A 19,882-nucleotide genomic window follows, 5' to 3' on the forward strand; every position below is an offset into this window, starting at 1 on the left:
TATTAATACAATCTTAAGAATTGATTAATACAGTGACGATTGCTTATTATTCTTTAATAATTTTAAAGACCACTGTACTATTATCGTCCTGAATCCTAAGAAGGTAAACTCCAGAATTAAAACTTGACATATCTATTTGAGAACTCGATTTTTTTATTTCTTTATCTATATGTACTTTGCCGTACATATCGTATATCACAAATTGATAGGTTTCATCAGTCATCCCATTTATTTTCAAAACATTACCAAAAGGATTATTCTGTATGGAAATTTCCGTTCCCTCTACTTCAGGAGTACTTAAATCTTTGTTATATTTTATTTGCAGACTAAATACCTGAGGATTCGTTAAACAATTAGGATCCGTTAGTATATGTAGTTTCCATTCACCTAAATAGTCACTATCCTCATCGATTATAGAAAATATTTCTGGGTCTTTATTATACGCTAATTTATCCCCCCTAGGTGTTTCCCATTGATACCTTCCTTCTAAAATATAATTTGGTTTTAATGTAATTTGGGTTTCTGTATCTAAAATAATTTCATCAGAAGTATTAAATATCCCATTGTCTATTCTGTATTTGATAAAATTTTCTTCCATATTCTGACTATTAGATATACTAACTATTTTACTTACTGTATCAGAACAGGCTAATTTGGAAAATGTAAACTTTCCAAATTTGTTGGATTCATCTAATTTTATTGTATGATTTAAGTTATTATTATTCAATAAAACTGTAGTTCCATCAGGTTGTTCTAAAGAAATATCTAATGGTGAGTGTTTTTTATACACATGCTCTAAAGGTAACTCTTGTGACATTCTCCACTTATGAGCCAAATACCCCTCTAGATAAGTTTGATGATTTTTTGGAATACTGTAATCAAACACCAATACTTCTGAAATAGGTCCTTTATGATACCAATTAGCATTTGCATTTCCTCCTGATATTTGACCTAAATAAAAAGCTCTAGAGGTTCTCATATTGGTATTATCTATTTTAAAATCCTCTTCCAATTTTCCATTAATAAAAACCTGAACTCTATCTCCTTTTTTAACTGTAGTAATAATAAAATTATTTCCATCTTTAAAATACTTCCCATAATGTTTCTCGTCATTATAAACAGTCTGACTTCTACCGTCTTTACTAAACTTAAACCCAAACCCTTTATTGTTCGTAAAATTCCCCATTAAATCTCCCCATTTATTTGACACTCTATACCCTTTACCTGTAACTATCATCGTCCAGTCATTATTTAGAAACTCATCATTTGATGTAGAAAACAATTCTAGACCATCTGCATTACGTTCTCCAAATACAACAGCAGGCAAACCATTCAACCCTTCATTATCATACCTTGGTCTTAGATTATTATTAGTAAGCACTGGTATAGCGTAACCATTATTTGCTTTATTGTACCAATGATTTACAAATGATCTATTAGTAGGCTCATTCGTCTCTTTCACCTTTGTTGCATCAAGCCATAACAACGGTTGGGTAGAAGCTTCTAATTTTAGCTCAAAAACATCATCAAGACAAGCAATATTATTTTTAAAATCTAACCATTCACCAGCATTCTTCTTCATTTTAATGTTCAGTCCCTCAGATGGTAAAATAAAGTTGTTTTCTGCCCAATTATTTAGCGTACAAACGGCATCTTTTAAAGTTACCCTACACTTTACTCGGGCTCCTGTATTTATATTCTCTGTAGACAATTTATTGGTGTTATTTTCTATTTCTTGGTCATCTATCCACCATTCGTACTTTAAATTTTCTACATCTCCAGTTGTTTGAGCTATCAGCACATTCTGATTGGTGTTACACTCGCTTTGATCTTCCAAATCAATCAATAGCTTTAATTCCGTTGTATTTCTATACTTTTCAAAGTCTATATTAGGCCAAGCTTTTTTAGACCATGAAATTAAGTCCTCTATAATATTACAATCTACTCCTAGATCTATAAATTGAGGTATTAAATAATACATCTTATCTGCCCAGTAATCTAAACCTACAAAAGTGTCCATATCCGTTTTTAAATCACTCGTTTTTTTACTAACAGCATCTAAGCCATCGCTACTACCATTTTCAGATCTTTCAAACTTTTCTATGCTATTCACAGGACTATTTACTGCTTCTAAAAATTGTTTTAACTGTGCATTTAAGATCCAAACAGATAAACCAGGTTGAATCTTGTCTAAAAACTTTGGCCAAGCATTCTCTGGTATTTTATTTAATTGATGGCTATCAGACCTTCCTATAATATGCCAAGGCCCTTGTACTCTAATTCTAAAGCCTTTACTGTCATTATTTGGTCCTCCTGCATCTTCCCAATCTCTTATTTGGTATTTAGCATTCATAGAGTGATAATATCTTAAGGGTTCATAAATCCCCGAAGAAGAACTCGCTTTCATTATAAAATCTGGATGGTAATTATAATCAGTTGGTCCATTACCTTGAACAAAACCTCCTTCTCCACCATTTAAAACTAGCTGTAAATGATACCAATTTGTCGACTCAAATTGGCCAACTTCTTCAGGCTGCCCATGAAAAAATTGACAGTTTCCAATTATTTTTTCACCTTCAGGGGTATAAGTATCTTTTACACATGCTTGGAAATGAGGAGGGACTTCAAACACCTGATAATCTTTACCAAACCACTGTCTATTGTTGGGGTTAGGTTTGTAGCCATCTACCTGATCGGGTCTCATAAATTTTTTTGCTTTGTCTTGTAGGTCAAATTCATTGTACAATTCAAAAAACTGAACCGCCATTAACCTAGCTAAACTAGTCCCTGCTAATTCTCTAGGAACCCCCTCTCCTAAACTCTTAGTTGCTTCTCCATCGGAAGTTCTCCAATGTGGAAATTCATCACTAGCTGTCCCTTGTACCAAAAAACCTCTGTAATGATGATGAAATAACTGATTCCATTTATGCAATAATTGATAATCATCTAGTGTTTTCGCTGATTTAGAAAAATTGTTTTCTAAGTAATCTCTATAATCTTCGTATCCTTTTTTGGGATTAAAAAAATCCTCATCTCTTGGAAATCTATCAAAAGCTTTTAACGTTCTTTTTGTAACACTTGCAAAAGGATTGTTCCAAAAATCATTCTTTGTGTATGCATCCATTGGGTGTATTATGGGCAACCAATGTTTCCAGTCTGGAAATTGAATAGCCAATGGAATTAAAGTTCGGTCATACATTTTTTTAGAATCAAACCTTTTGTACACCTCTTCTTGATTGACACCATTAGGAAACATATGTTCTAACATATCTGCATCTTTTTCCAATACTGCATCTAAACCAGCTCCGGCAGACCATTGTTCAATAGGTTTATCCTTTAATTGTTGTCCTGGTTGATAAGGTGGATTCCATGGTCTACCATACCTATGAATCTTACCTCCCGTAGTATTTCCATCTGAATTGGATAAAGACCTTATATAAGCTGCTATCAACTTACCTTCTTCTTTAGTTAAACTATGAAATTCAGATCGTTGAATAATAGATTCATTGGAATACGAAAAAATCTCTAAGTCTCTACCATCTTGTGTATGACAGCTAGCACATTTTGCGCTAATCGTTTTTCTCTTCCCTAAATTATGTCCATACCAGAAACCATCTCTAGTTGACGGTAAATAATTACTCCATAAGTCTTGTCCCATTTTCTTTGTTTCAAAATCTCCTCCTCTTCCATAATACCAAAGACTTTTTCCTTTACTTACACTATCTTTTAACTGATTTATTGTTAAGGCTTCTCCATCCTCCGTATAAGGATCTGTCCATAGTTCTGGATCATCTTCTTCGAACACGCTTTCTTCTAGAATATCATTTTTATTAACATCCAACAAGTTAAATCTCACTACCCTATAACCATTGGAAATTCCATCAGACAAATCAAATCTGAATTTAATGTTGTTTACCCCTTCTAATAAACCTTCAGCAGGTATGGTAAATCGAATTGTATTATGTCCTCCATGTACCATTCCTCCTCTTTCTTTCTCTGGACTTAGAATAGCACAGTTCGTGTGGTTCAAGGAAATCCAATCTTCGTTGTTAATTTGAATAGACCCTTTATTTTGATAGCTCAAATTATTTATCTGAAACCATACTTTGTTTACTAAACTTACTTGCTGGTTGCTTAAATAAAATTGCCTCTCTTTTACCACTCCTTCTTGTCCTAAAACTTCCACAGGTAAGACTATATTTTGGGCATTAACACTCACATATGCAAACCAAAATATTAATAATAAAGAAAGACTAATTTTATTCATTTCACATTTTTTTAACTTCAAAAACAAATAAAACGCTACACACTTAATTTTTAATTAAAAAAAAATTAATCTCATAAAAAAAGAAACTCTTACGTTAACGTAAGAGTTTCTTAGAAGTTTAATAGTTTCTAGTCTTAATAATATACTTCTAATATTTTTGCTTTATTGGATGACAAGCTAATCTTATTTAACTCATTTGGAATTAATATTGTCTCCCCCTTTTTAATTACTATAGTATCTTCTTCTGTTTCCACAGCCAACACTCCATCAACACATATGTAAATTACAAATGAATCTATTTTAGCGTAATCCTTTTTAACAACACCCTCTATATCTAGAATATTAGATTTAAAGTAAGGAGTATGTACCAATTTGTTTGATACATTTTTATCTAGTTTGTATTCTGTTTTATAGTTATCCTGTACCTTAAAGTCTAAAACATCTAAGGCTAAGTCATTATGTAGCTCTCTCTTTGCTCCAGTTTTAGCATCTACTCTATCATAATCATAAATTCTATAAGTTACGTCTGATGTTTGTTGAATTTCAGCCAATAAAACCCCAGCTCCAATAGCATGTACTCGTCCTGTAGGAATATAGAACGTATCTCCACTTTCTACTTTTTCGTGATGCATTACATCTAAAACTGTATTGTTATTTAAATGCTTGGTATACTCTTCTTTTGTTAACTCAGATGAAAAACCCGCAATTAACTCAGCACCTTTATCTGCCTGCATTACGTACCACATTTCGTTTTTTCCAAAAGAATTATGTCTTTCCTTGGCTATCTCATTACTTGGGTGTACTTGAATAGAAAGTGGAGTCTTAGCATCTATAAACTTAATTAATAGAGGAAATTCTTCTCCAAAAATGTCATACACTAAATCTCCAACAAGATCCCCCCTATACTTTTTAGTTAGCTCTCTTAAACTTAGTCCTGCAAATTCTCCATTTGCAATTAACGTTTTATCACCTTTGACATCAGAAATCTCCCAAGATTCTCCTATATTTTCTTCTTGATATTCTTTGTTTAATGTTTTTTTTAATTTTTCTCCTCCCCAAATTCTATATTTAAATAAAGGATTAAATTTTAATGGATATAATTTCATATTTAATAATTTAAAAAACGCTTCTTACTAACCCTCCATCAACTCTTATATTTGATCCATTAATAGCTGAAGCAATATTGCTAGAAATAAAAACAACTGTATTTGCTATTTCATTTGGATTTATAAAGCGTTGTATTAATGAGGTTGGTCTATTTTCTTCTATAAATTTTTTCTCAGCTTCTTCTTGAGATAATTCAGGAAACAAATCTCCCACAAATTTTTCTACATTACTTGTTTTTGTAGGCCCTGGTAATACACTGTTTACTGTAACTCCTGTATTTTTAGTCATTTCAGCTAAAGCTCTAGAGATACTTAATTGCATCGTTTTTGTAGCACTATAATGAACCATTTCTGGAGCTGGAGAAATAGCCGATTCACTTGAAATAAACACAATTCGTCCTTTCTTTTTCACCAACATTGATTTTAAATAATGTCTTGCCAAACGTACTCCACTCATTACGTTAGTTTCAAAAAGATTTTGCCAATTTTCATCCATTTCATTAAAAAAACCTGGGGCTTCGTAAATACCTAAGCAGTTTACTAAAATATCTATCTCTGGAAATTTAGCAATTGTTTTATCACATCCTTCTTTGGTGGCATTATTTGCTACTAAAGAAACTAACTGAGCATTGGGTACTTCTTTTTTTATAGAAAGAATTGCATTTTCTACCTTTTCAGTAGTTCTTCCGTTTACAATAACTTTTGCACCTTCTTCCGCAAATGTAGTAGCTATTGCTTGGCCTATGCCTCCTGAAGAGGCTGTTACTAAAACTAATTTATCTTGTAAACCTAAATCCATAATACTTAAAGTTTAATAAATAACACTTGATTAGTTCCATGTTGTGGAAAACCTAAAACATTCAGTTCTTCTGAGTAGTTAGGATCCGTAGGGTGACTCAAACCACTGATAAAAACTTCAACGGTTTTCTTCTTTGCATCTACTTTTAGCACTTTTCCAGAAGCCCAATCTGTTATATAATAATGTTTTCCGGATTTGGTAATCCCCTCAATATTTCCGATTTCTTTTACTAATGATGTAATTTTTTTGGTTTTTAAATCTATACTCAATAAATCCCCAAACTTTGTCGTCTCAAAAGTATTAAGAGTCTTTAAAACACCCCATGAACCAACAATAAGCTTGTCTTTTTCCATGTATAAACCATCTGGAGATTCCAACCTTGAGGTTTCCAACCATACTTCAATCTCTTTTGTTTTTTCAGTTATCTTGTAAATTTTATTTCCGAAAAAATCAGACACGTACAAATCTCCATTTTTGGCTCTTACAATGTCATTAACAAACTTAGCCCCTTCTAACTTGTAAAACTCATCTACCTTTGCCTCTTTAATATTAATCTTGTAAACTCCATTTCTATCACACGCAAATAGATAATTTTTTGTAATTGTCATTCCAGATATTGCATGCATCTTTTCTTTCTTTCCTATCCACACTTTATTCAAAACCTTACCATCTTTGTCAAGTCTAGTTATCCAAGCATTTTCATCCTCTGCTAAAGAAATTCCACCACCTAAATTAGATACAAACCACGTTTGTGATTGCTTGTGCCATACCACCTGATCTGGAGCATCGTATATCACATCCGTTTGTGAATAAACTAAATTCACTGTTAAAAAAAACAGTATTGTACTTTTTCTAATCAATTCCATCACTACTTAATTTAAATATTTCGATTCCCATTCTCTCCAAACTTTTAAAGACTTTGGTAAATAATCTTCAGGTTTACTTTTAATATTAAAGTTGATAAAACCAACAGGACCTTTGTACTTAATTTTTTTTAAAGCTTTCAAAAAAGGAGCATAATCAAATTTCCCTACTTCAAGTGGTTGTATTGTACTGCTATCCATAGTTCCAAAAGTTCGTCTGTCCACTGTTTTATCTGCTCCTGCAATTGTTATGGCTCCAATATATTCTTTCACATTCATTACTACTTCATCTAGCCTGAATCCATTCCCAGCTCTCATCTCATGACAAGTATGCACTGCTAATTTCAAATTTGGACTATTTATTTTTGAAACTAACGGCAATGCTTGTTCTGCAGCATAGAAATAACAGTTACTGTGAGGGTATAAAACAACAGTCACCCCCTTTTTTGTTGCATAATTTACCACTTCACGCAACTTTGCTTCTACAACCTCTTGATTAACACCTTGAATCATTTTTCCAAACACAAACCATAAATCAATATTTTTATTTTGTATTTTATCTATCACTAACTTCCAACTTTCTTTAAAACTTACTGGTTGATTGAAATTATATCTAAAAAAAACACTGTATATCTTAAAGTCTGCTAATGAATTTGCTTTAGGTATATATCTATCTAACTCTCTAATATCAGTTAAATTGGCTATAGGAAATGTAATTCCACTATAACCAAATCTATACAACGAGGTAATTTGTTCTTCTGGAGTTTGTTTTTCTAACAACCCAAAATTATAAGCATAAAACGGCCTTTCTTCTTTTTCACTACTTATAATCTTTTCTTTTATTAAGGTACAACTTGAAAAATTAAGTAATAAACCTATTACGAGACTTATTTTTTTTAGAGTATTCATTTTATATGGTTATGACTTAACTATAATTCTATCTTTTACTCCTTGGTAATTTTTAGATTTATTTTTCTTTAGCCACTCTAATAAATCACTTCTTAATTCCTCAACTTTTTCTTGATATTTAAATCTATCTGGGTTATTTCCTAACAAATTATTCATTTCATAAGGATCTTCTTTTAGATTATATAAAACATCTATTACATTAGAAGTTGATGTTTTGGGAATGTACATTTTCCAACCATCTTTTACAATCATGTAATTAGGAGAAACATCTCCTCTATAATCCCATTCTGTCACTACATATTTACCATGTTTCCTATCTGTACCTTCAATCAGTCCTCTTAAACTTTTCCCATCAGATGGATAGGTTCCCTCTATTTTTAAATAATCTAAAATTGTAGAAAACAAGTCAATTGTTGATACATATCCATCTACTCTTGTTTTAGGTTTTATGGACTGAGGATCTTTAATAATTAAAGGAATATGAGAAGACTCTTCATAAAAAACATTCTTTTCTCTCATTCCATGAGCCCCCAACATTTCTCCATGATCACTGGTGTATATAATCAAAGTATTCTCTGCAACACCTTCTTCGTCAAGCTTTTTAAAAATTTTACCTAACCAATCATCTAACTCTGAAATTAAACCATAATATTCTGAAATCATATGTTTAATTTTTTCTTTGTCAGCAAAAGAAGTTAACTGTTTTCTACCATTTGCATTACTGTATGGATTATTTTTCATCGAATCGTTTATACTTACTGGAGGTTCCATGTCTTTTGCAGGATATTTGCTATAGTATGGTTCAGATACAATCATTGGTGCATGGGGAAAATGAAAAGAAACTGTTATATTAAACGGTTTATCTTTTAAACGCTCAATAGCATTGATTGTTTGTTTGGCTTGATAAGCTGTTAAGGTATGTTCTTTCGGAATTAATGACTTACCATGATAGTTTGGTTGAGACTGTTTATTATCGGAATGTTGATATTCTAGATTATAATTAATATCCATTTGATTTGGAATGTATGCTCTATTGGTAAATTTATCTAAATGCTCTCCTTTTTTTAATTTCCTTTTTGGATAATTTTTATTTAAATAATCTGCATACATGTGACTTTGTCCACCATGCTCAAACATCGATTTTCCATTAGAAGCTACTTTCTTTGGATTTTTATACACTTTGGTGTGATTTGTCATCGAATGCCACTTTCCATAATATTCACTGTGATATCCATTCTTAGCTAAAATTTCATCAAATGTTAAGGAGGTCATTACTGGTTCTTTGTCGTAGAAGTACGTTTTATCATTGGTGTTTACCCCTGTATTTTCAACTGTCATACCTGTTAAAATAGATGATCTAGCAGGACCACAAACAGCCATTGGTGTATATGCATTTCTAAAATAAGCACCTTCTTTTGCTAAACGATCTAAATTAGGTGTTTTTAACACTTTATTTCCAGCAAAACTTAAAGCATCGGACCTTTGTTGATCCACAATGATAAAAAGTAAATTTTTCTTCTGTTGTGCTTTTGAGTTTACGGGAAAAATTAAGCCTACTATAGTTAATAGGAAAAAAATTGTTTGTCTCATTTATTTTATTTTTTCATTTTATTAATAAATTCTCCAAAAGGTCTATCAGGAAATGTTACCAATTTTTCTAGCAACTTCTTTTTCATTTCGTCAGCTTTTTTACTATTTATATTGTATAAATTTTTGGTTTCCTCTGGATCAGTAACCCTATTAAACAACTGATTTTTATCAAAGTAAAGAGGATGATCTTTGGCACCATAATATCCTAAATGTCCATTTCTTACATAATGTGGTAATTTATGATCATGACCTTTATATCCTTTAAACATTTTTCCTGAATCTACGATTCTTTGGCTTGCTTCGTCATATCGAACGGCAATGTATTTCCAATCTTTTGTTCTAACCCCTCTAGCTAAACCTATTTCAAAGAATAAATAATCACGTATTTCTTTTTTTTCTTTTCCAGCTAAAACATTTGTTAAACTAAGACCATCTATTGAATCTTTTACTTTTGTAACCCCTGCTAGTTCTAAAAATGTAGGTGTAAAGTCAATATTTTGCACCATCCCATCGTAAGTAGAATTAGGCTTAATTCCATTTGGCCAGTGCATTGCTAACGGTACCTCTAAACCACCTTCATATAAAGTTGCCTTTTCATAATCAAAATTTCCGTGATCTGAAGTAATTACAATTAACGTGTTCTCATATACTCCTTTTTCTTTTAATTTTTTTACTACAGCACCCACTGCATAATCAAACCAAGTTAACCATGCATGATCAACATCTTTATTAAGCCTTTTTACCTCTTCTTTTATTTTATCTCTAGATGGTAAATAGCTATAATCATTATTATCATACCCCTCTCCATTGAAAGAAGGATTTGAATCCAAACCGTAAGGATATTTACCCCCTCTTCTAATCCATGGGGCAGGTCCATGAGGAATGGTTTCACTGTAATACAAGAAAAAAGGTTCTTCTTTATCTACTTGATCTATAAAATCTAATGCAGCTTTGTTCTTCCACTCAACATTATGTACATTTATAGAGTCATTGAATAGTTCTCTTAAATTGGCTGCGTATACACCATTGGCATAATCAAAACCAAAATCTTGAATTCTTTTACACCAAATCTCATGATTGTGATGTATTGCTTTATTTACCTCTGGGTCTTTTGGATTCGCCTTTTTATCATAACTTTTAAAAGGAGGCAATTGCTTTTCTTGTTTGTGCAACAAATTATGATCTATAATATGGCTCTTACCTACAAAACCTGTTTTGTAACCCGCCTTTTGTAATAACTTAGCAAGGTTGTCTTGGTCTTCTTCAAGTTCAACATTATTTTCTACTCTTGTCATTTTCCCTTTAGGGTGTAATTTCATAAAAACACTTCCCTTAGATCTTCCTGCATAACGTCCTGTTAAAATAGAATATCTACTTGCTGAACACACTGGTGTTGAAACTGTTGCGTTGGAAAAAATCATCCCATTTTTAGCTAATTCATCTATTATAGGTGTATGTACATATTTATCCCCATTAAAACCAAAAGGTCGAGACTCACCAGCTGAATGTGGTTTGTTAATAGGTATTGAACTTTGGTCATCTGTTAAAATGAATACAATATTTGGTTTTTTATTATTTTGTGAAAAAGCACTTATTGATATGAACAGTGCCAATAATTGGTATTTTATATTTAGTTTCATTGTTCTTAAATTTATTTTTTCCAAATACCTTTTGATGGTGTATTTATTACTTTTTCTAAATACCCTTTTGCTTTGTTTGTTATTTTTTCTTGTGTATCAATCACATTTGTAGCTTCACCAGCATCTGTAGAAAGATTGAATAACATTTGTTCTCTTATATCCATAGGTCCTCCATTAGCAGATTCTATATATTTCCAATCCCCAAAACGAATCGCCTTTCTACCCGAGGCATCTCTATGTACCAATGGGGGTCTTTCATAAAATTTTGTAGGTTTTAAAACTGCTTTTTTAAAACTGTAACTATCAGGAGCATCCTTTTTTTCTAACCCTTTATTATTTCCAATGTAGTCAGCTAAAAACCCATAAATATCTACGGTAGACACAGTAACATTTGATATTTCATTCCCTTTTAATACATTAGGATGGTTAACAATGAAAGGAATTCTGAATCCTCCATCCCAAATAGTATGCTTATCACCTTTATAATCACCATTAATTTTTAATCCTTTGTTTACAGCAAAATTTTCTGGCATTATGTCTTTTTTATTAGGAATATCTCCTCCGTTATCACTCGCAAAAACAATAATTGTATTCTCTCTAATACCTTTCTCTTCTAGGAATTGGATTAAGTCACCTAGGGACCTATCAATATCTTGAATAAAGTCTCCATAGGCTCCAGCATTGCTCTTCCCTCTCATTTTTGGGCTAGGAACAATTGGATGATGCACCGCAGCAGCAGCATAATACAAGAAAAAAGGTTCGTCTTTTTTTACTGTTCCCAACCACTCTAGAGCTTTGTTTGTTAAATCATCAGTTACATTTTCTGTAACTCTTTGAGGTGCATCATACCCCGTGTATTGCTTTCCATAAAACGATTTCCCATATGCGCATATTTTATCCGATCTTAAACCGTATATTTTATTGTTTTCAATATACACCTTGTGTCCATCATCAAGATTGTTTGGGAGTGCAAATGAATAATCGAACCCATAATCAGTTGGAGCTGGATAAATGGTTCCCAATAAGTTTTCGAATTGCTTTTCTTTAAAACCTAGATGCCACTTACCAACCATTGCTGTTTGATACCCTAATGATTTCATATATTTAGGTAACGTTTTTTTATTCACGTCAATTAAGGCTGGATCATTCATATTTACAACACCTTTCTTTAACTTTGACCTCCAAGAATATTCACCTGTCATAAATGCATAACGTGTTGGTGTACATACAGATCCTGTTGTATATGCATTGGTAAACCTTACACCTTGATCTGCTAACTTATTGATATTTGGTGTTTTTATTAATTCTTTAGATGCTCCATACACATTTGTTGAACCAAAACCAAAATCATCCGCTATGAAAACGATTACATTTGGTTTTTTAGATTGTGAATTCGCCTTACTATATACCAACCCAATACAAACTATAAGAATTAGTCCTTTTATTAATCTATTAATTTTCATTATTCTCTATTTTTATTTTTCTGTTAAAAAAGTTTTATTCATTAAATTACCATACCATGCAATAAACAAGAAGCATATAAAAGGTAATACAAAAGAAATATTTACCTCTGAAACCCCCATAACTGTTGTGTCTGCAACACCTGACCCACCTATATCTATTATTTTTCCTTGTAATTTCGGCATCAAAGCCCCACCTACAATTGCCATAACCAAACCTGCAGATCCAACCTTGGACTGTTCTTCTGTTAAATCTCCTAAAGCAATACCATAAATTGTTGGGAACATTAAAGACATAAAAAAAGAAACACCTACCAAACAATACAAACCTGTAACATTCTGAATAAAGATAGTTCCTAAGACACATGCCATAGCTAGTAATGCAAACATCATTAACAACATACCAGAACTCATAAATCTCAATAAATAAGTTCCTACAGCCCTACCCACTGTAAACAATATAAAAGCAACCATTTGATAATAACCAGCTGTCACACTATCAACCCCAATTCCTTCTGCATACTGATAAATATAAGTCCAACACATAATTTGACCACCTACATATAAGACTTGAGATACCACACCAAGTACATACTTTTTATTTTTTCCTAAAACCGAAAAAGTTTCACCTATCTTAGGCATCCCCCCTTCCTCTTTAGACTGTGGCATTTTACTAATTAGAAACAATACAAAAACACCTATTATCACCAATCCTAAAACTACATACGGATTTCTAATTACCATTAAATCTGATGTTTTTATTAAAATTTTAGAAGCTTCTTCTAATGAAGAAAAGTCTTCAATATCATCTGATTGTAAGTTTTTTAACACAAACTGTTGTGCTACAAACAACCCTCCAATTAACCCCACAGGATTAAACGCTTGAGCTAAATTTAAACGTTGTGTAGCCGTTTCTTTTGCTCCCATAGCCAATGCATATGGATTTGCTGCTGTTTCTAAAAAAGCTAGACCAAATGTAAGTATGTATAAACCCATACAAAAAAACCAAAATTCTTCTGTTATAGCAGCAGGATAAAACAGTAAAGCTCCTACAGAATACAATCCTAATCCTATTAGAATTCCTACTTTATAGGAAAACTTTCTCATGAACATTGCTGCAGGCAATGCCATACAAAAATAGCCTCCATAGAATGCCATTTGTACCCAAGCCGCTTCTGAATTTGATAACTCTAATACTTTTTTAAAAGCTTGTACCATAGGGTCTGTAACAGCATTTGCAAACCCCCATAATGCAAACAATGAAGTTATTAAGATAAAAGGAACTAAATCTTTTTTAGCTACCACTGGTATTTTTTTCTGATTTTTCATTTGTGTTAATTGTAATTTGTAATGTCTTTTTTAATTATTTCTTTAAAATTTAGTTTAATAAAATGGTTTCTTAGACCTAAAATTATCTTAGCAATATTAAGAGCGTTGGTTAATTTTTTATTAAAATTTCCATAATCTTTAGTGTTAATTAAGGATTCATCATTATTATCTCCCAAGCTTAAAACTATTCACAAACACTATCTGTCAACACATTAGCAAACAACTACTAACTCTTATACCCTTACTAATAAAATTATCCCATAAAAAAAGGAGAGCTTTAACACTCTCCTTCCTCACTAAAATTCAAAAAATCTTTAGATATCTATCTTTTAGGCATCTCAAACTGAACTGGAATTTCATTTCTTAACATTTTAGCTCCTAAACCTGTTAGCCATAAATAATGATCAGAAGGCATATCATCATTGTTGATAAAATGAGCTTTATCGCTATTAGGAGGTGTATTAGAAACTTTAAAAATTGCTGTCCCTTCATCCACCTCATCAAACATTGCAACATAAATCATTTTTGAACCGGCACTAATTGCAGTGGTCATTTGATCCCAATAAAACCTACCTCCCAATCTTGGAATAGCTCCATAGGCAGTATATTTTGCTAAATCAGGATGGTTTAACGATAAATTTCTCCAGCTAAAACCTGGTGTAATTACTGGAACATAGTCTAAATTACGTTCTTTTGTCCATTTGATATCTTCTATAATATGATCTCTTAAATGATCTGTTACATTATGTACCAAAGGAGTAAAACGTTGCACCATCCATGGCAATACAATATCTACAGACTCTATAATTTCATGAAGATATGGATCTGGCAAACAATCTTTATTCAACTCCCTAAAGTAAGTTGGAACCCCTAATAAAACAGAACATCCACCATAAAAAGGATCATTTTTTAAGAAATCAATCAATTTATTAATTCCTATTTTTCTAGTATCATAAGGTCTATCAGGAAAACCAACCCCCCAAATAGCGACAAGAGGCTTGTTATTATGGTATAAATATGTTTGCCCTTCTCCTTGATTTGTTATTTTCAGCTTATCAACCAACATTTTCCAATCTTCAATCACACTAGAACAGTCTTCTCCTGGTTGGAGCCCTGACAAATCGTACATTAAAGAAATAGCTCTCCCATTCTTTTTAGCCTCTACCAAAGCATTTTTTAAGATTATATCTTGTGGTTTACTGGTATTCTTATTTTTAGTTACTCCAAAAAATCGTTGCATAAAAACTCCATCCACCCCATAATCTTTCATCCATTTAAAATGTAATTCTGTGGTACTTTTATCTACAGAACTAAATACCTCTGCTGACTTTCCATTTTTATAGTTAAACTCTGTTTTATAAGTCTTTTTGTATTCACTAACATCTGGCCAAATGTCTATGGTATTGTTATCTGCATTAAACTTATTACCATTTCCATAATGTCCCCAGCCTTTATTTACAGGATCACCTTTAGCTCTAAACCATCCTTGGTAACCTGCCATTACCAAACCTTTGTAACTTTTATACTTACTAGTTACACCATGTTTAGTTTGGGCTGATAGTGTTGTTACTAAACATAACACAACACCTGATACTACTAATTTCTTTAATTTCATTTTTAATTAATTTGCGGGTTCAACTTTATATCTTCTCTTAATTCTTGCATCTGTCATTAATCTGAGCTCGTCTAAACTTTTATTCATACCTACTTCTTCTCTTAGGATTTTTAGTCTTTTTTTCAAGCTTTTTACTAACTGTACATTCTCTTTTTTATCGTAAATGTTTTCAAGTTCATTAGGATCCTTTTTCAAATCATAAAGTTCCCACCTATCCATATCATAATAAAAGTGAATTAATTTATATCTGGATGTTCTCATTCCGTAATGTGGCTGAACATGATGCCAATACGGGTATTCATAATAATGGTAATACACAGCATCTCTTATCTCCTCTTCTGGATTAGACAAAAGCTTTGTAAAACTTTTCCCTTGTATATTTTTAGGGACTTCCACACCTGCTAAGTCCAATAAAGTAGGGGAAAAATCTATGTTAGAGACTAGTTTATCACTACTGAGTCCAGGTTTTATTTTTTTAGGATATCTCATTAATAATGGCATGTGTAAAGACTCTTCATAAATAAAGCGTTTATCAAACCAACCATGTTCTCCTACATAAAAACCTTGATCTGAAGTATAAACCACAATAGTGTTTTCTGCCAAACCACTCTCATCTAAATAATTCAACATCTCACCTATAGCATCGTCTACTCCTTTTACGCATCTTAAATAGTCCTTTACATAACGTTGGTACTTCCAGTTTTTCCTTTCCTGATCACTCATTGAATCATCTGGTGTCCAAAACTCTCCATCTTCATTACCATACTTGTTCCAATCAATTAACTCTTGTTCTGTAAGGCTTTTTGGTGGTTTAATCTTAACATCTTTCCTATTCATATGACCATCAATTCTCATCCAGGCTTCTTCTGCAGCTCTTCTTCCTTTGTAATCATCATTAAAAGTTGTTGGATAAGGAATCTCCACATCCTTTAAATAATCTTCATATCCTGGTCCTGGTTCCCATGGCCTATGCGGTGCTTTAAACTGGTACAATAACATAAAAGGTTCTTTGGCATCCTTTTGCTTTTTTAACCAAGAAATAGCATTATTCTTTATTACAGTTGTGGAATATTTACCTTCTTCTTTTACTAGTTTATTACCTGTAGTTTCGAAAACAGGATTGTAATAAGAACCCTGCCCTTCCTTATTAAACAGCACCTTATAATAGTCAAACCCTGTTGGAGCAGTTCCTAAATGCCATTTTCCGATAACTGCTGTTTTATAACCTGCTTTTTGAAATAGTTTAGGAAACGTTTGTTGATTTTCATTAAAATCTCCTCCTCCTTCGTTTTTGTAAAAACCATTTATATGACTATAATTCCCTGTTAAAATTGATGCTCTAGAAGGTCCGCATATAGCATTGGTACACAGCATATTCTTAAATAATATTCCCTCATTTGCTATCCTATCTATATTGGGAGTAGGTGCTACTTTTGCCAAAAAACCATTGTATGCACTTATAGCAGAGAGTGCATGGTCATCTGTCATAATGAATAGGATATTGGGTTTCTCTATTGTTTTTTCTTTGGTTGTTTTACAATTAACGAAACTGATGCTAATAACTATTAGTAATAATAACCTCTTTATCATATTATTTATTTAAAAGTCTTTCTATTTAATCACGTCTTTGATATAGAGTTCTAAATATTTGTAACACGTCGAAAAAATGAATCAACTAATGTTATTGTAAACTATTTAGCACAGGAAGCTAAATAATCACAACAGGGTTAATTTTAAATTAATAATCAATTAATTACTTAAGAAGGGTAAATACTACTTACTGTATAAAGTTTTTAAAGTTCTGAAATAGTGTGTTTTCAATAAGTAAACAGAAGTTATTACTATAAAAAAAGAGGTTATCTAAATATTTAAGACAACCTCTTTTATGAATCTAATTAGAATACAATTCATATTCTACTAGGTTATTTTAATGGTTATACAACCATTATTTTTTAAAATCATTAGGACTAAAAGTTAAAACATCACCTCTATTTGTATTTTTTGTGATAACATTTTTTTTGTATCGTAGGTTCAACTTCCCCCCATTAATTGACTTTACTACTACCTTGCTTAATTCTCTTTCTTTCCATAAAATAGAAACTTCAAAATTCCCCCTGGCTTTTAATCCAAAAATTTCCCCCTTTGAAATTCTGGATGGTAAAGCAGGAAGTATATCAATGATTGTTTCTCCCTTACTGTTTTTTAAATGATTTTGTAAAATCATTTCTGTAATTCCAGATGTAATCCCAAAATTTCCATCTATTTGAAAAGGTGGATGTGCATCAAACAGGTTCAGATATAATCCTCCTTTTTTATTCTTATCTACCGATTTTTTTACAGGTACAACTAACTCTTTTAATAATTGAAAAGAATGATCTCCGTCTAAAAGTCTTGCCCAAAAATTTATTTTCCATGCTTTTGACCAGCCAGTTCCACCATCACCTCTATTCTGCAAAGTAATTTTACAGGCTTCTGCCAGTTCAGGTGTGGTTAATGGATGAATTTCACTACCTGGATGTAATCCCCACAAATGAGAAATATGTCTATGCTTATCCTTAGGGTTATCAATATCCTTAACCCATTCTTGTAATTGACCATGCTTACCTATTTTATTAGGCATAATTCTGTTCATTTTTTTTTCTAATTTCATTCTAAACCCTCTATCAACATTCAGTATTTTAGAAGCTTCTATGGTCACCCTAAATAAATTTCTTATAATCTGATGATCCATTGTTGGTCCCATAACCAGCCCTCCATGCTCTGGGCTATTACTTGGCCCACTAATTAACAATTCTTTATTATCTGGAAACTCTAAAAGATAATTAGAGAAAAACAAAGATGCCTTCTTTAAAATAGGATAAGCCATTTTCTTTAAAAAATCCTTGTTCTGAGTAAATTCATAATGCCACCACAAATGTTGAGACAACCAAGCTCCACCTGTTGGCCAAATTCCATGATTCGATCTATTAATTGGTGCTGCTCCTCTCCATATATCTGTATTATGATGTGCTACCCATCCTGGCATATTATAATGCTCTTTAGCAATTTTTTCACCCGTATTAGATAAATCATCAATCAACTTGATAAGTGGCTCTGATAACTCCGATAAATTTGTTACTTCTGTTATCCAATAATTCATTTCAAGATTGATATTAAGGGTATACTTACTCCCCCAAGGTGGACTTATTCTATCGTTCCATATACCTTGTAAGTTTGCTGGTTGTGTTCCTTTTCTAGATGAAGAAATCAACAGATACCTCCCATATTGATATAGTAAAGCAACTAGATTTGGATCCATGTCTTGAGAGAAAGACATCAACCTTTCGTTTGTAGGTCTTCTGGAAATCTTGGTTTCTCCTAAATCTATATGCAATCGATTAAAATATTTTTGAAAATCTTTTATATGGTTTTCTTTGACTAAATTGTATGGTTTGTTATTTAGTTTTTTAAAATATTCTTTACACCTTTTATGTGGATTTCCACTTATATCTTTAAAATTGACAAAGTTTGTTGCTCCAACTAAATAGCATGTTACCTCAGTAGCGTTTTTAATTGTTACCTTATTATTTTTGGAGATTAATTCCCCTCCTTTTTGCACTAATTTTAAACGAGCCTCAAACTTAATCTTACTTAACGGGAACTTATTTTTATTTATATCTAGATCGCGTTTAAAGTTATCTGCCTTACCTTTTATAACTATCTCGTTCTCTTCAATAGAAACCTTATAATCAGAATGATTAGAATCTAAAGTAATATCAAAATTTAGAATTCCTTTAACACTTGATGTAAGATGAACAACTATAACCTGATCTGGATGAGAAGCAAAAACCTCTCTTTTAATAACAGCTTTATCTAATTTATACACTGTTGATGCAATGGCTCTTTCTAAATCTAAACTTCTCTTATAATCTGTTACATTGCTATGATTTTTAAAATCAATCAATACATTCGCAAAGCTCTGATAGCTAGACTGATTTATAGGATTAGACATGAATTTCTTATTCGCAATTTCTTCTGCTTCTTTACGTTTACCATCCCATAAGCTGTTTTTAATCTTAGCCAAGCTTTTAAAAGCTCTACGATTAACATAATCATGAGGTTGACCAGACCAAAGTGTTTCCTCATTAAATTGAATAACCTCTTTTGTTTTTCCTCCGTAAACCATTGCCCCTAACCTTCCGTTACCTACAGGTAAAGCATCGTTCCATGTATTTGAAGGTTGATTATACCATAAAGTCAATGAAGGATCAGACAAAGTCTGCCCCTTCATTGATAATGTTATAAAAATAATACATATCAAACTA

12 protein-coding genes are annotated in these 19,882 nt (G+C 31.9%); all 12 read right to left on the minus strand.

All coding sequences use genetic code 11. The annotated features are described in order from the left end of the window. Positions 1 to 46: 46 nt before the first annotated feature. Complete coding sequence (locus tag FS85_RS0110970) at positions 47 to 4,267, minus strand: T9SS type A sorting domain-containing protein (protein WP_010136335.1); 4,221 nt, start codon at positions 4,265 to 4,267, stop codon at positions 47 to 49. A gap of 134 nt (positions 4,268 to 4,401) precedes the next feature. After that, positions 4,402 to 5,373: a type I phosphomannose isomerase catalytic subunit gene (locus tag FS85_RS0110975; protein WP_010136336.1), complete on the minus strand. Its 972-nt coding sequence runs from the start codon at positions 5,371 to 5,373 to the stop codon at positions 4,402 to 4,404. A 10-nt stretch (positions 5,374 to 5,383) separates the two neighbouring features. Next, the gene (locus FS85_RS0110980) at positions 5,384 to 6,172 is read right to left on the minus strand and encodes an SDR family NAD(P)-dependent oxidoreductase (RefSeq protein ID WP_010136337.1); all 789 of its coding nucleotides are present in this window, start codon (positions 6,170 to 6,172) and stop codon (positions 5,384 to 5,386) included. 5 nt (positions 6,173 to 6,177) lie between these two features. Further along, positions 6,178 to 7,038: an NHL repeat-containing protein gene (locus tag FS85_RS0110985; RefSeq protein WP_010136338.1), complete on the minus strand. Its 861-nt coding sequence runs from the start codon at positions 7,036 to 7,038 to the stop codon at positions 6,178 to 6,180. 6 nt (positions 7,039 to 7,044) lie between these two features. Further along, on the minus strand, positions 7,045 to 7,944 hold the full coding sequence (locus FS85_RS0110990) for a sugar phosphate isomerase/epimerase family protein (protein WP_010136340.1): 900 nt from the start codon (positions 7,942 to 7,944) through the stop codon (positions 7,045 to 7,047). A gap of 9 nt (positions 7,945 to 7,953) precedes the next feature. Then, a complete protein-coding gene (locus tag FS85_RS0110995; protein ID WP_010136341.1) occupies positions 7,954 to 9,534 on the minus strand; it encodes a sulfatase-like hydrolase/transferase in 1,581 nt (526 codons plus the stop codon). Positions 9,535 to 9,539: 5 nt separating this feature from the next. After that, positions 9,540 to 11,174, minus strand: a complete 1,635-nt coding sequence (locus FS85_RS0111000; RefSeq protein WP_010136343.1) for a sulfatase family protein — start codon at positions 11,172 to 11,174, stop codon at positions 9,540 to 9,542. 11 nt (positions 11,175 to 11,185) lie between these two features. Beyond that, positions 11,186 to 12,637 carry a sulfatase family protein gene (locus tag FS85_RS0111005; RefSeq protein ID WP_010136347.1) on the minus strand — a complete coding sequence of 484 codons (1,452 nt, stop codon included), beginning with the start codon at positions 12,635 to 12,637 and terminating at the stop codon, positions 11,186 to 11,188. Between the two features lie 12 nt (positions 12,638 to 12,649). Beyond that, positions 12,650 to 13,963: an L-fucose:H+ symporter permease gene (gene fucP, locus FS85_RS0111010; protein ID WP_010136348.1), complete on the minus strand. Its 1,314-nt coding sequence runs from the start codon at positions 13,961 to 13,963 to the stop codon at positions 12,650 to 12,652. 322 nt (positions 13,964 to 14,285) lie between these two features. After that, entirely contained in the window at positions 14,286 to 15,578 is a 1,293-nt protein-coding gene (locus FS85_RS0111020) for a glycoside hydrolase family 71/99-like protein (RefSeq protein ID WP_010136349.1), read from the minus strand. Positions 15,579 to 15,584: 6 nt separating this feature from the next. After that, positions 15,585 to 17,168: a sulfatase family protein gene (locus tag FS85_RS15555; protein ID WP_033194706.1), complete on the minus strand. Its 1,584-nt coding sequence runs from the start codon at positions 17,166 to 17,168 to the stop codon at positions 15,585 to 15,587. Positions 17,169 to 17,523: 355 nt separating this feature from the next. Then, positions 17,524 to 19,848, minus strand: coding sequence for a glycoside hydrolase family 95 protein (locus FS85_RS15560; RefSeq protein ID WP_050809646.1), 2,325 nt, complete (start codon positions 19,846 to 19,848; stop codon positions 17,524 to 17,526). Between the last annotated feature and the right edge of the window lie 34 nt (positions 19,849 to 19,882).

Origin of the sequence: Ochrovirga pacifica (genome assembly GCF_000220525.1) — a bacterium.
Lineage (GTDB): Bacteria > Bacteroidota > Bacteroidia > Flavobacteriales > Flavobacteriaceae > Ochrovirga > Ochrovirga pacifica.

Excerpts from the sequence above, each read along its gene's own strand:
- FS85_RS0110970 (WP_010136335.1), bottom strand. The coding sequence starts at position 4,267 with ATGAATAAAATTAGTCTTTCTTTATTATTAATATTTTGGTTTGCATAT.
- FS85_RS15555 (WP_033194706.1), bottom strand. The coding sequence starts at position 17,168 with ATGATAAAGAGGTTATTATTACTAATAGTTATTAGCATCAGTTTCGTT.
- FS85_RS0111000 (WP_010136343.1), bottom strand. The coding sequence starts at position 11,174 with ATGAAACTAAATATAAAATACCAATTATTGGCACTGTTCATATCAATA.
- FS85_RS15560 (WP_050809646.1), bottom strand. The coding sequence starts at position 19,848 with ATGAAGGGGCAGACTTTGTCTGATCCTTCATTGACTTTATGGTATAAT.
- FS85_RS0110990 (WP_010136340.1), bottom strand. The coding sequence starts at position 7,944 with ATGAATACTCTAAAAAAAATAAGTCTCGTAATAGGTTTATTACTTAAT.
- FS85_RS0110985 (WP_010136338.1), bottom strand. The coding sequence starts at position 7,038 with ATGGAATTGATTAGAAAAAGTACAATACTGTTTTTTTTAACAGTGAAT.
- FS85_RS0111020 (WP_010136349.1), bottom strand. The coding sequence starts at position 15,578 with ATGAAATTAAAGAAATTAGTAGTATCAGGTGTTGTGTTATGTTTAGTA.
- FS85_RS0110980 (WP_010136337.1), bottom strand. The coding sequence starts at position 6,172 with ATGGATTTAGGTTTACAAGATAAATTAGTTTTAGTAACAGCCTCTTCA.
- FS85_RS0111005 (WP_010136347.1), bottom strand. The coding sequence starts at position 12,637 with ATGAAAATTAATAGATTAATAAAAGGACTAATTCTTATAGTTTGTATT.
- fucP (WP_010136348.1), bottom strand. The coding sequence starts at position 13,963 with ATGAAAAATCAGAAAAAAATACCAGTGGTAGCTAAAAAAGATTTAGTT.
- FS85_RS0110995 (WP_010136341.1), bottom strand. The coding sequence starts at position 9,534 with ATGAGACAAACAATTTTTTTCCTATTAACTATAGTAGGCTTAATTTTT.
- FS85_RS0110975 (WP_010136336.1), bottom strand. The coding sequence starts at position 5,373 with ATGAAATTATATCCATTAAAATTTAATCCTTTATTTAAATATAGAATT.